This is a genomic window from Variovorax sp. J2L1-78, from assembly GCF_030317205.1.
Lineage (GTDB): Bacteria > Pseudomonadota > Gammaproteobacteria > Burkholderiales > Burkholderiaceae_C > Variovorax > Variovorax arabinosiphilus.
This window is the reverse complement of record NZ_JASZYB010000002.1, coordinates 401,778-414,104: the sequence shown is the minus strand read 5'-3', so window position 1 is coordinate 414,104 and position 12,327 is coordinate 401,778. Positions and strand designations below refer to the sequence as shown.

At 68.7% G+C, this 12,327-nt stretch carries 12 protein-coding genes; 9 read left to right on the top strand and 3 right to left on the bottom strand.

Annotated features, from left to right (window positions below; all coding sequences use genetic code 11):
• Positions 1-29: 29 nt before the first annotated feature.
• The 3 genes from QTH86_RS15880 to QTH86_RS15870 form a co-directional block, all read right to left on the bottom strand.
• Positions 30-851 carry a transporter substrate-binding domain-containing protein gene (locus QTH86_RS15880; RefSeq protein ID WP_286647165.1) on the bottom strand — a complete coding sequence of 274 codons (822 nt, stop codon included), beginning with the start codon at positions 849-851 and terminating at the stop codon, positions 30-32.
• On the bottom strand, positions 848-1,585 hold the full coding sequence (locus QTH86_RS15875) for a GntR family transcriptional regulator (protein WP_286647164.1): 738 nt from the start codon (positions 1,583-1,585) through the stop codon (positions 848-850). Before QTH86_RS15875 ends, QTH86_RS15880 begins: the two co-directional genes overlap by 4 nt.
• A 128-nt stretch (positions 1,586-1,713) precedes the next feature.
• Positions 1,714-2,631 carry a LysR family transcriptional regulator gene (locus tag QTH86_RS15870; RefSeq protein WP_286647163.1) on the bottom strand — a complete coding sequence of 306 codons (918 nt, stop codon included), beginning with the start codon at positions 2,629-2,631 and terminating at the stop codon, positions 1,714-1,716.
• A gap of 118 nt (positions 2,632-2,749) precedes the next feature.
• Between QTH86_RS15870 and QTH86_RS15865 the strand changes: the two genes are divergently transcribed.
• From QTH86_RS15865 to QTH86_RS15825, 9 genes are read left to right on the top strand one after another with little or no spacing between them, the layout of a single operon-like run.
• Positions 2,750-3,622: a cysteine hydrolase family protein gene (locus QTH86_RS15865; RefSeq protein WP_286647162.1), complete on the top strand. Its 873-nt coding sequence runs from the start codon at positions 2,750-2,752 to the stop codon at positions 3,620-3,622.
• 3 nt (positions 3,623-3,625) lie between these two features.
• A complete protein-coding gene (locus tag QTH86_RS15860; protein ID WP_286647161.1) occupies positions 3,626-4,660 on the top strand; it encodes an ABC transporter substrate-binding protein in 1,035 nt (344 codons plus the stop codon).
• A gap of 31 nt (positions 4,661-4,691) precedes the next feature.
• Positions 4,692-5,483: an SDR family NAD(P)-dependent oxidoreductase gene (locus QTH86_RS15855; RefSeq protein ID WP_286647160.1), complete on the top strand. Its 792-nt coding sequence runs from the start codon at positions 4,692-4,694 to the stop codon at positions 5,481-5,483.
• Between the two features lie 10 nt (positions 5,484-5,493).
• Positions 5,494-6,963: a dihydroorotase gene (locus tag QTH86_RS15850; RefSeq protein ID WP_286647159.1), complete on the top strand. Its 1,470-nt coding sequence runs from the start codon at positions 5,494-5,496 to the stop codon at positions 6,961-6,963.
• Positions 6,960-8,078, top strand: coding sequence for a cyanuric acid amidohydrolase (gene atzD, locus QTH86_RS15845; protein ID WP_286647158.1), 1,119 nt, complete (start codon positions 6,960-6,962; stop codon positions 8,076-8,078). Before QTH86_RS15850 ends, atzD begins: the two co-directional genes overlap by 4 nt.
• A 25-nt stretch (positions 8,079-8,103) precedes the next feature.
• On the top strand, positions 8,104-8,982 hold the full coding sequence (locus tag QTH86_RS15840) for an ABC transporter ATP-binding protein (RefSeq protein WP_286647157.1): 879 nt from the start codon (positions 8,104-8,106) through the stop codon (positions 8,980-8,982).
• Positions 8,979-9,761: an ABC transporter permease gene (locus tag QTH86_RS15835; protein ID WP_286647156.1), complete on the top strand. Its 783-nt coding sequence runs from the start codon at positions 8,979-8,981 to the stop codon at positions 9,759-9,761. Before QTH86_RS15840 ends, QTH86_RS15835 begins: the two co-directional genes overlap by 4 nt.
• Positions 9,762-9,805: 44 nt before the next feature.
• Positions 9,806-10,858 carry an ABC transporter substrate-binding protein gene (locus tag QTH86_RS15830; RefSeq protein ID WP_286647155.1) on the top strand — a complete coding sequence of 351 codons (1,053 nt, stop codon included), beginning with the start codon at positions 9,806-9,808 and terminating at the stop codon, positions 10,856-10,858.
• The gene (locus QTH86_RS15825) at positions 10,855-12,315 is read left to right on the top strand and encodes an amidohydrolase family protein (protein ID WP_286647154.1); all 1,461 of its coding nucleotides are present in this window, start codon (positions 10,855-10,857) and stop codon (positions 12,313-12,315) included. The genes QTH86_RS15830 and QTH86_RS15825 overlap by 4 nt, the downstream gene beginning before the upstream one ends.
• Positions 12,316-12,327: the final 12 nt, after the last annotated feature.

Genomic DNA, 12,327 nt, shown 5'->3' with positions numbered 1-12,327 from the left:
CCGGAGCCCGGACTTCGTCCAAGCAACGCCTACTGCGGCAGCTCCCCGGCGGGCTTGCCCAGCCACTTGACCGCGAGCTTGTCGGTCTCGCCGCTCTTGCGCGCCTGCATGACGATCTCGTTGACCTTCTGGCGCAGCGCGTCCTCGCCCTTGGCCACGCCGATGAAGTTCGGGGAGTCCTTCAGGCCGAACTTGTAGTCGACGCCCGTTTGCGGATTGCGCGCCGTGATGCTCGCGGCGGTGGCGATGCTGGTGGCGATCAGCTGCGTCTGACCCGAGACGTAGGCCGACACGGTGCCGGCGTTGTCCTCGAAGCGGCGGACCTCGGCACCGGTGGGCGCCACCTTGGTCAACTCCTGGTCGTCCACCGAACCGCGCGTGACGGCGATGGTCTTGCCCGCCAGGTCCGCGGGGGTCTTGACCTCGGTCGCCTTCGGACCGAACACGCTGATGAAGAAGGGCGAGTACGCCACGGTGAAGTCGATCACCTTCTCGCGCTCGGGGTTCTTGCCGAGCGTGGAGATCACCAGGTCAACCTTCTTGGTCTGCAGGTAGGGGATGCGGTTGGCGGTGCTCACCGGCACCAGCTCGACCTTCACGCCGAGCTTCTCGGCGATGTAGTGGGCGGTGTCGATGTCCAGGCCGCGCGGGGCCATGTCCGCGCCCACCGAGCCGTACGGCGGGAAGTCGGTGGGGATGGCGATCTTGATCAGCTTGGACTTCAGGATGTTGTCGAGCGCGGCTTGCGAATGCGCGGCGGTGCCCGCGAACGCGCAAGCGCCGACGGTGGCCAGCAGGGCGAACTGGAAAGTGCGACGCGATGGCGTGCAGCGGGTGCGGGAAGGGTTCATTGCAGCGTTCCTGTGAGAGTGGAGGGAGGGCGGGAAGAAGACGACGTGCGTGGGGCGCCCGGATGTACCGGCTCCAGCGCTTGCCTCAGCTGGTCCAGTGGATCGCTGGGGTTCTCTGGCACATGCAGCTTGCTCTGCCAGCTGCCCAGGTGGTCGGCCAGGCGCTGCTCCGCGAGCGCCATGTCGCCCGCCTCCAGTGCCGCCACGATCTGCGCATGCTCGGCGCACGAGCGCATCGCCTCGCGCGGCGACTGGTGGCGCATGGCCACCAGCATGGTGCGGGCCGTCAGATCGCGCAGTGCTTCGGTCAGCATCGCATTGCCCAGGAGGCACTCGGCCAGGCAGACATGAAAGTCGCCCAGCAGAAAGCTGCGCAGGCCGGCATCGTCTTCGCGGATGGCTTCCTCCTGCCGCTCGACATGGGCACGCAGGCGCTTCACCGTGGCGGGCGCGACCGCCTGAACGCGGCGCAGCACCGAGGTCTCGATCAGCTCGCGGGCCTCGAAGGCCTGGCGTGCCTGCTCGGGCGTCAACTCGACGACATACCAGCCGCGACGCGCGCTCGATGCCACCAGGCCTCGCACGGCCAGCTCGGTGAGCGCTTCGCGCACCACGGTGCGGCTGCAGTCGAACAGCGTGGCCAGCGGCTGCTCACCGATGCGGTCGCCCGCGCCCAGCTTGCCGGCCAGCACGGAATGAAGAATGCGTTGCGCGATCTCGGATGAACTTCCCATGCGGGATGCCAAGCACGTCCCGTGCCACTGGAATGCAAGAGGAGATCCATCTGGTATGCCAGATCTTCACCGTCTGATCTGCACAGAAGCAGGGCGCCACGCGCCGCGCGTGTGCGCGTCTGCCGCGCTTACCGGGCTCGGGAAACCGGCTCGACGTCGAGCGCGGAAAGCCTGTTCTTCAGGAACTCGGCAAACGCGTAGGCGATCACCGGCAACTGGCGCCCGCGCAGGTTCGCGAGCACCAGTTCTCCGCGTGGGAAGCCGCGGTCCTCGATCTCGCGCGCGACGATGTTCGGGTCGTCGAGGGCCGTACCTATCGCCATCTGGAAGGAAATGGATTCGCGATCGTCCAGGCAGCCGCGCAGGAACTCGAAGCTGTTGCTCTCGACCATCGGCTGGAAGCGGATCGAGCTGCGCGCGAGAAAGCGCTCCAGCAGTTGCCGCCCGCCGGTGTCGCGGTTGGGCAGCACCACCGGGTAGTCCACACAGTGGCGCAGCCGCAGGCCGGGCTCGCGGGCCAGCGGATGCTTCGCATGCATCACGGCCATCAGCTTCTGCTCGACCACGGCCAGGCGGTCGATGTCGGGTTCGGGCGTGAGGTTGAAGACCACGGCCAGTTCCGTCTCGAGCCCGCGCAGCGCCTCGGCCGCCTGCACGTGGTCGCCGATGCGCGCCTCGAAGGCGACCAGCGGATGGGTCTTGCGGAAGGCCGCGATGGCCGCCGGCAGGAAGCGCGGCGCCAGCGCCTGGCTGGCCACCAGCCGCACCGTGCCGCGGCGCAGGCTCTGCAATTCCTCGATCTCGGAGCGCACGCGGTCGAGTTCCGCACTGCGGTCGCGGATGTAGCGCACGAACAGTTCGCCCGCCGCGGTCAGGCGCATGCCGCGCGGCAGTCGCTCGAAGATCGGCGTGCCGAGTTCCTCCTCGATGTCCTGGATGCGGCGGTTGACCGCCGAGGGTGCGACGTGCAGCCGTTCGGCCGCCTGGCGGATCGAGCCCACACGGGCCACTTCGTCGACGTAGCGCAGCAGGCGAAGATGGTTCATGCGGCTGGATCTTGCAACGATCGTGCCGCGGGGAATGGTGCCGTTTCGGCAACGGTCGTGACGCGATAAAGCGGCAAAGCAGAGCGGTCTTTGGCACGTCGGGTGCATGGCTTTCGGCATGAAAGCTCCCTCGCGCTCCCCACGCCCCAAGTTGGCGCCGACGATGCCCGAAAGCGCGGCATCGTTTGGGCCTGCGACGCACAACGCCTGGCAACTGCAGGGCGGCACGGCAGACCAGCGCGTGAGCTTCATTCGCAAAGCGCGTAAGCCGCGACCACTGACCATCGCCGATGCGGCGCCGCAGCCCGTGGAGATCGACCTCGCCCGCACGGCGCTGATCGTGGTCGACATGCAGAACGACTTCTGCCACCCCGAAGGCTGGTTCGCGCAGAAGGGCCTGGGCACCAAGGCGGCACGCCAACCGATCCCGGTGCTGCAGAAGCTGCTGCCGGCCTGGCGCCAGGCCGGGGGCGCACTGGTGTGGCTCAACTGGGGGATTCGTGCGGACCGGGCGAACCTCTCGCCGACCATCCATTTCAAGGGCAAGCGCACGGCCGACGGCGTGGGCTATGCCGAAGCGTCGCCGATCGACCATGGCCCCTCGCTGGTGCAGGGCAGCTGGGGTGCGCAGGTGATCGACGAGCTCGCCATCGCGCCAGGCGACCTCACGGTCCACAAGCATCGGCTCTCGGGCTTCTGGGACAACGAGCTCGACAGCGTGCTGCGCCAGCAGGGCATCACCACGCTGCTCTTCGCCGGCATCAACACCGACCGCTGCGTGTTCTCGACGCTGCAGGACGGCGCCTTCCTCGGCTACGACTGCGTGTTGCTGCAAGACGCCTGCAGCACGCCGTCGCCGGCCTACGTCACGAAGGGCGTGCTCTACATCGTCGAACTGCTGCACGGCTTCGTCGCGAGCGCGGCGTCGCTGATGCGTGCGCTGCCTTCTTCTTCCCCCCGTTCCTCTTCGTCCCAACCCAAGGAGTCCTGAACCATGAAATTCCTTTCCTCCCCGCTGCTGTCCGCCTGCGGTCTCGCGCTGGCGCTGGCCGCCACGACGGCATCGGCCCAGGTGCCGATCAAGATGGTGCTCAACTGGAAGTACGAAGGCGCACAGGCCTGGTTCTTCCTGGCCCAGGACAAGGGCTACTTCAAGGAAGAGGGGCTCGACGTGACCATCGACCAGGGCGAAGGCTCGGCCGCCTCCATCCCCAAGGTCGCAGCCGGTGCCTACCAGGCGGGCTTTGGCGACATGAACGCGCTGATCGACCTGGCGTCGAAGCGCCCGGCCGACGCACCGGTGGGCGTGTACATGCTCTACAACACGCCGCCCTTCGCGCTGGTGGTCAAGAGCGACAGCCCGATCAAGACGCCGAAGGACCTCGAAGGCAAGACCGTTGGCGGCCCGGCGAACGACGGCGCGCTGAAGCTGTTCCCGGCCTTCGCCAAGATCGCGAAGATCGACGCGAGCAAGGTGACCATCACCAACATGGCGCCCAACCTGCGCGAGCAGATGCTGGTGCGCGGGCAGATCGACGCCGGCTTCGGCTACGTGACCACCGTGAGCTTCAGCGCCAAGGGCATGGGCCTGGACCCGGCGAAGGACCTGCGCTTCATCCGCTACGGCGACCACGGCATGGACCTGTACTCCAACACCGTGTTCTTCGCACGCAGCTTCGTCAAGGAGAACCCCAAGGCGGTGCAAGGCTTCGTGAAGGCGCTCAACCGCGCCGTCAAGGAAGTCATCGCGAACCCCGAGGCCGGCATGGACGCCGTCATGAAGCGCGAGCCGCTGCTCAAGCGCGAGGTCGAGAAGGAGAAGCTGCTCGCCACGCTCAAGAACGACATGAGCCACCCCGAGATCGCCCGCATCGGCCTGGGCGATGTCGACGACGCCCGCCTGACGAAGAACATCACCATCGTCGTCGAGGCCAACCAGCTGCCGCGCGCGCCCGAGACCAAGGAGGTGTTCGACCGCAGCTTCATGCCGGCGCGTGCCGAACGGCCTTCCACCACCAGCGCGCCCTGATCCCCCACACCCGCTACACGAGATACTTTTCATGGACCTGCAACTCAAAGACAAGGTGACGCTGATCACCGGCCCTGCCAAGGGCATGGGCGCCGCGATCACGCTGGCCTTCGCACGCGAAGGCGCGAAGCTGGTGCTCGCCGGACGCGACACCGCCGCCATCGAACCCGTGGCCGCCGAGGCCCGCTCGCTCGGTGTCGAAGCCATCGTGGTGCCCTGCGACCTCACGAAGTCCGAGCAGACCGAGGCGCTCGCCGCCGCGGCACTGAAGAGCTTCGGCCGCATCGACGTGCTGGTCAACGTCGCTGGCGGCTCCGGCCCCATCGGCAAGACCGGTTGGGAGACGACGACCGACGAGTTCAACGAGATCGTCGAGCTCAACATGACCGGCTGCTTCAACACCATCCACGCGGTGCTGCCGTCGATGATCGAGCGCCGCAGCGGCAAGGTCGTGAACGTGGGCGGCACCTTCGGCCTGCGCGGCCGGGCAGGGCGCACCGCCTACTCGGCCTCCAAGTGGGGCCTGCGCGGCATCACCAAGAGCTTCGCGCTCGAAGCCGGCCCCTACAACATCAATGTGAACAACGTCGCGCCCGGCATGGTCGACGGCCCGCGCTTCCGTGAGAAGGTGTGCGCCAACATGGCCCAGAAGCTGGGCATCACGCTCGAAGAAGCGATGACGCGCCACGCGGCTGACTACGCCCTCAAGCGCGTGTCGACCGACATCGACGTGGCCAACGCCTGCCTGTTCATGGCGAGCGAAGTCTCCAAGCAGATCACCGGTGTCGACCTCCCGGTCGATGGCGGCTGGGCCGCACTGTAAGGAGCCGAGCATGAAAGAAGTCGACCTCGTCATCCGCGGCGCGCGCATCGTCTCGCCGGACCAGATCATCGAAGCCTCGGTCGCCATCGCGGGCGAGCAGATCGTGGCCGTCGGCCACGACGACACCATGCCGCCCGCGCGCGAAGAGATGCGCGCCGACGGCCTGTACCTGCTGCCCGGTGCCATCGACAGCCACGTGCACTTCCGCGACCCGGGCTACCCCAACAAGGAAACCTGGAAGACCGGCTCGGCGGCCGCCGCGATGGGGGGCGTGACCACCGTCTTCGAGATGCCCAACACCAACCCGGCCACCGGCACCCTCGAGGCGCTGCGCATGAAGCAGAAGGCGGCCGAGGCGTCGTACTGTGACTTCGGCATCCACGGCTTGCTGGGCGACGACACCGTCGACCGGCTCGAAGAACTGCTCGATGCGGGCGTGACCAGCTTCAAGGCCTTCGTCGGCAACACCTTCGGCAATCTGCCGGCACCGACCGACGGCGCGCTGCTCGAAGGCTTCGAGAAGCTCGCGCCGCTGGGCATCCGCACGGTGGTGCACGCGGAGAACTCGTCGATCCTGTTCCGCCGCCAGAAGAAGATGCAGGACGCTGGCCGCATCGATGCGATGGCGCACCTGGCCGCCCGCCCGGCCGTGGCCGAGATCGAGGCCATCGGCCGTGTGCTCACGCTGGCCGAATGGACCGGCGCGCGCGTGCACATCGCGCACCACAGCGCGGCCGATTCGCTCTTCCTGCTGCGCGAGGCCAAGCGCCGCGGTGTCGACGTGACGGCCGAGACCTGTCCGCAGTACCTGCTGCTCAACACCGACCACATGCTGAAGCTCGGCGGCGTGATGCGGCTCAACCCGCCGATCCGCGAGGCGCGCCACAACCAGCCGCTGTGGGACGCGTTGATGGACGGCACGCTCGACATGATCGCGACCGACCATGCGCCACACGCGCCGGAAGAAAAGACGCGCGAGAGCATCTGGGACTGCGACTGCGGCTTCCCCGGCGTCGAGACGCAGATGCCGCTGATGCTCACCGAAGTGAACCGCGGCCGGGCGTCGCTGATGGACTACGTGCGCTGGAGTTCGGTCGCACCGGCCAAGGCCTGGGGCATCTACGGCCCCAAGGGCGTGATCGCGCCGGGAGCGCATGCCGACATCGCCTTCGTCGACATGGAGCGCGCGGGCATCCTGTCGCAGAACAAGCTGCAGAGCATCAGCAAGATCTCCCCGTGGAACGGTCGCCCCGTGAAGGGCTACCCGTTGCACACGCTGCTGCGCGGGCGCTTCGTGATGCGCGACGGCAAGCTGGTGACCGATGCGGTGGGTTGGGGCCGCTCGGTGAAGACCGTGCAGCAGATGCCGACGGCGAAGCCGCGCAACACCGAGCACTACAGCAGCGCGATCCTCGAGACACCGCCCGGCGTGCCGCGCACTGCGGTGCCGGTGGGCGAGGTGGATTGGAGCGCGTCGTGAGCCAGAAGGTCGGCGTGCACGTGGTCGCGTGCCGTGGCCCCGGCGACCTGAGTGGCGTGCAGGCGCTGATCGACGCGGGTGACATCGACCCACGCCACATCGTCGCGGTGATGGGCAAGACCGAAGGCAACGGCTGCGTCAACGACCACACGCGCGACTTCGCGGCCACGGCCTGGTGCCATTTCCTCGCGCCGCACCTGGGCTGCACGGCCGAGGCGGTGCATGCGCGCGTCGCGCTGGTGATGTCCGGCGGCACCGAGGGCGTGCTGTCGCCGCACTTCACGATGTTCACGCGTGAGACGGTCGAGGCCGAAGCGATGCACGCCGAGAAGCGGCTGGTCGTCGGCATCGCCCACACCCGCGACTTCGCACCGGAAGAGATGGGCCGCATGGCGCAGGTGCACGCGACCGCCGAGGCAGTGCGCGAAGCGATGCGCGACGCCGGTATCGCGGACGCGGCCGACGTGCACTTTGCGCAGGTGAAGTGCCCGCTGCTCACCTCGGCCAAGGTCGACGATGCGCTGCGGCGTGGCGCCGAGCCGGTCACGCGCGACACCTACGAATCGATGGGCTATTCGCGTGGCGCCTCGGCGTTGGGCGTGGGCCTGGCGCTGGGCGAGATCGCGCCCGAGCGCCTGAGCGACGCGGCGGTGCTGCACGACGCCACCCTGCATTCGGCGCGCGCGTCGGTGTCGGCCGGTATCGAGCTCGAAGGCAACGTCGTCATCGTGCTGGGCGAGGCACAGGGCAGCGCGTCGGCGTTCCGCATCGGCCACACGGTGATGCGCGATGCGGTCGATGGGATGGGTGTGCGCACGTTGCTGCGCACGCACTTCGGGCTCGATGCGGAGCGCGATGCCGACGCCATCGCATCGCGCCTGGTCAACCTGCTCGCCAAGGCCGAGGCCAGCCCCGACGGCCGCGTGCGCGGCGCGCGCCACACGATGCTCAACGACTCCGACATCAACTCGACGCGCCATGCGCGTGCTGCCGTGGGCGGCGTGCTGGCGTCGGTCGTGGGGCGCACCGCGCTCTATGTGTCGGGGGGTGCCGAACACCAGGGGCCGCCGGGCGGCGGGCCGGTGGCGGCCATCGTGCGGATGCCTTCCTCTTGAGCCAACTCTTTTCCCGAAAGACACCATGAGCCAGAGCTTCATCCAACTGTCCGACGTGATGCTGCGCTACGGCGGCGGCACCATCGCGCTCGACCACACCACGCTGGGCATCGCCGAGGGCGACTTCGTCACGCTGGTGGGGCCGAGCGGCTGCGGCAAGTCGACCATCCTCAAGCTGGTGGCCGGGCTGCTCAAGCCGACGGCCGGCGCGGTGATCGCCGGCGGGCGCGAGGTCGGTGCGGTCGGCACCCAGCCGTCAGGCGCACACGCGGCGCAGGCACCGCGCCTGCGCATCGGGCTGGCCTTCCAGAACCCGACGATGCTGCCGTGGCTCACCATCCGCGAGAACGTGATGATCCCGCTGAAGATCGTCCAGCCCTTCCGCCAGGACTTCGCGAAGAAGAAAAAGGGCGAGTACCGGGACCGCGTCGATGCGCTGCTCGCGCAGGTCGGCCTCAAGGGCTTCGGCGACAAGCGGCCGTGGCAGCTGTCGGGGGGCATGCTGCAGCGCGCGTCGCTGTGCCGTGCGCTGGTGCACGAGCCTGAGCTGCTGCTGCTCGACGAGCCTTTCGGCGCGCTCGACCAGTTCACGCGCGAGGAGCTGTGGGACATCATGCAGAGCCTCTGGATGGCGCGCCGCCCCACGGTGCTGCTGGTGACGCACGACCTGCGCGAATCGGCCTACCTCGCCAACCGCATCTGCGTGATGAGTTCGCGCCCCGGCCGCATTCTGGAGACGCGCGACGTCGGCTTCGCCCGGCCGCGCACGCTCGAGAGCAGCTACGCGCCCGAGTTCGCGACGTTGGTGCAGCAACTGCGCATGCGCATCGCGGAGGCCCGGCGCGACGGCGATGCCACGCCGCCTACGGTGGCAAGGCCTTCGATCGAAGAGGTGGCGGCATGAACGCGATGTCCCCGGTCGTGCGCCAACGCGTGCTGTCCGCCGCTGCGCTCGTCGGCTTCTTCGTGCTGTGGGAAGTGGTCTGCCTCGCCTTCGGCGTGTCCGACCTGATCCTGCCGCGCCCGAGCCAGATCGCCCATGTGCTGGTCGAGAAGATGCCGCTGCTGTGGCCACACGCGCTGCAGACGCTCTACACCACCTTCGTCGGCTTCGCGTTCGGCGTGCTGGTGGGCATCGTGATCGGTGTCGGCATCGGTTCGTCGAAGCTGGCCTACGACGTGACCTACCCGCTGCTGGTCGGCTTCTCCAGCATCCCGAAGGTGGCGGTGGTGCCGCTCTTCGTCGTGTGGTTCGGCGCGGGCACGGTGCCGGCCATCCTCACCTCGATGGTGATCAGCATCTTCCCGGTGGTGGTGAACGTGGCCACCGGCCTGGCCAGCACCGAACCCGAGCTCGAAGACGTGCTGCGCGTGCTCGGCGCCCGCAAGCGCGACATCCTCTGGAACGTCGGCCTGCCGCGCGCCATGCCCTATCTGTTCGCGTCGCTCAAGATCGCGATCACGCTGTCCTTCGTCGGCACCGTGCTGGCCGAGACGGTGGCGTCGAACAAGGGCATCGGCACCGTGATGATGATCGCCAGCGGCAACTTCGACGTGCCGATGGTGTTCGCCGGGCTCTTCCTGCTGGCGGCGATGGGCGTGGTGCTCTATGGCATCTCGTCGCTGGTCGAACAGCGCGTGACCGGCTGGTCGCAGCGTAAGACCGACCTGGCGATGGGCTGATGCGCATGCCTCTTCTCTCTTCCCCATCTCACACAGGAGCTTTCATGCGTCCCCGTCTTTCCCGCCGCACCGCTGTCGCAGCGCTCGTCGCACTGGCGTCCTTCGCCGCGCTGGTGCCGACGCGCGAAGCCGCTGCGCAGGCCGTCACGCCCATCAAGTTCGTGCTCGACTGGAAACTGCAGGGCATCCACGCCTGGTACTACCTGGCCGAGGACAAGGGCTACTTCGCAGAGGAGAAGCTGGCTGTGACCATCGACCAGGGCGAAGGCTCGGCCGCCACCGTGACCAAGGTGATGGCAGGCGCCTACCAGGCCGGCTTCGGCGACGTCAACGCCATCGTGCAGAACGCTGCGGCCAAGCCGGGCCAGGCACCCGTGATGGTCTACGTGCTCTACAACCGCGCGCCCTATGCGCTGATCGTGAAGTCGTCGAGCCCGGTCAACACACCGAAGGACCTCGAAGGCCGCACGCTCGGCACCCCGGCCGGCGGTGCGGCCGCACGCATGTTCCCGGTGATCGCGGCCAAGGCCGGCATCGACGCGGGCAAGGTGAAGTGGACCAACGTGGCGCCCAACCTGCAGGAGCAACTGCTGCTCAAGGACCACGTCGACGGCGCCGCGGTGTTCTCGGTGACCAGCTACATGAACCTGGTCGCGCAGGGCGTCGACCCCGACAAGGACATCCGCTGGTTCCACTATGGCGACTACGGCGTCGAGCTCTACGGCAACGGCGTGATGGTGTCCCAGCAGCTCGTGAAGGACAAGCCCGAGGCCGTTGCCGGCCTGGTGCGCGCGGTGAACAAGGCCGTGCGCGACACGATCGCCAACCCCGATGCCGCCATCGCCGCGCTGATGAAGCGCGAGCCGCTGCTCAACAAGGACCTGGAGAAGCGCCGCCTGATGTACACGCTCAAGACCGTCATGCTCACGCCCGAGGTCGCGACGCAGGGCCTGGGCGACGTGAGCGATGCCCGATTCGCGCGCGCCTTCCTGCAGCTCAAGGCAGCCTTCGACCTGCAGCGCGTTCCGACGGCGGCCGAAGTGTTCGACCGCCGCTTCCTGCCGCCGCTGGCCGAGCGCAGGATACTGGCGAAATGACGACTGCCGAACCCACCACCCTCGACTGCGCCTGGCTGCTGGCCGACCCCGGCGCCGCGCCCGCGCAGCGCGACATGCGCATCGCGTTGGCCGACGGTCGCGTCGATGCGCTCACGCCGCTGCACGATGCGGTGCCCGGCCGACGGCGGCTCGCCCTGCCGGCGCTGGCCAACGCGCACGACCATGCGCGCACCCACCGCAGCGCCACGCTGGGTGCCTTCGGCCAGCCGCTGGAAAGCTGGCTCCCCTTTCTCGGCCTGACGCCGGCCATGGACCCGTACCTGTGCGCCGCCACGTCCTTCTCGCGCTCGCTGCGCAACGGCGTGGTCGACCTGATGGTCCACTACACCCGCGTGCAGGGCGGCATGCCTTACGCCGACGAGGCGGCCGCGGTGGCGCGTGCCGCGCGCGACGTGGGCGTGCGCATCGGCTTCGCCGTGTCGATGCGCGACCGCCATGGCATCGGCTACGGTGACGACGCGACGGTGCTTGCGGCGTTGCGGCCGGGCATCCGCGAGGCCGTTGCGCAGCGCCTGTCGGTGCAGCCGGTCGAGCCGGCCCGGCAGCTCGCCGTGGTCGACGAGGTCGCGGCCATGGTGGCGACAGACGGCCACGGCACGCATGTCGATGTGCAGTACGGGCCGACGGCCGTGCAGTGGTGCAGTACGCCGTTGCTCGAAGCCATCGCGCAGGCTTCGGCCGACACCGGCCGGCGGGTGCACATGCACCTGCTCGAAACCAAGTACCAGCGCGCCTGGGCCGACGCGGCGCATCCCGGCGGCATCGTCCGCTTCCTCGATGACATCGGCCTGCTGAGCCCGCGGCTCACGCTCGCGCACTGCACCTGGGCACGGCCGGAAGACCTGGCGCTGATCGCTGAACGTGGCGCGACCATCGCGGTCAACACCAGCTCGAACCTCGGTTTGAAGTCGGGCATCGCGCCGCTGGCCGAGATGCTCCAGCAGGGCTGCAAGGTCGCGATGGGCCTCGACGGCATGGCCTTCGACGAGGACGACGATGCGCTGCGCGAAGCGCGCCTGGCCTATGCGCTGCACCGCGGCTGGGGCTACGACGCGACCATGACGCCGGCCCAGCTGTGGCGCTTCGCCTCCCGCGGCCGCATTGCGCCCGGCGCGCCGGCCGACATCGTGCTGCTCGACTGGGATGCGCTCGACGACGACGCGCTGTTCGACGACGTCGACCCGCTCGACCTGCTGCTGGCGCGCGGCAACGGCCGCCACATCCACACGGTGATCGCGCGTGGCCGCACGGTGGTCGATGCCGGCCGGGTGTGCGGCGTCGACGAGCTCGCGCTGCAGGCAGAATTGCGCGGCCGCCTGCGCGCCGCGCTCGCGTCCGATGACGCCCACCAGGGCTGGCGTGGCACCGTGCAGGCCCTGGCCCGGGACCTCGCTCCCTTCTACCGCGACGGCCGCCTCGGCGGCTGCTGCGGCTGACTTCAACTCACC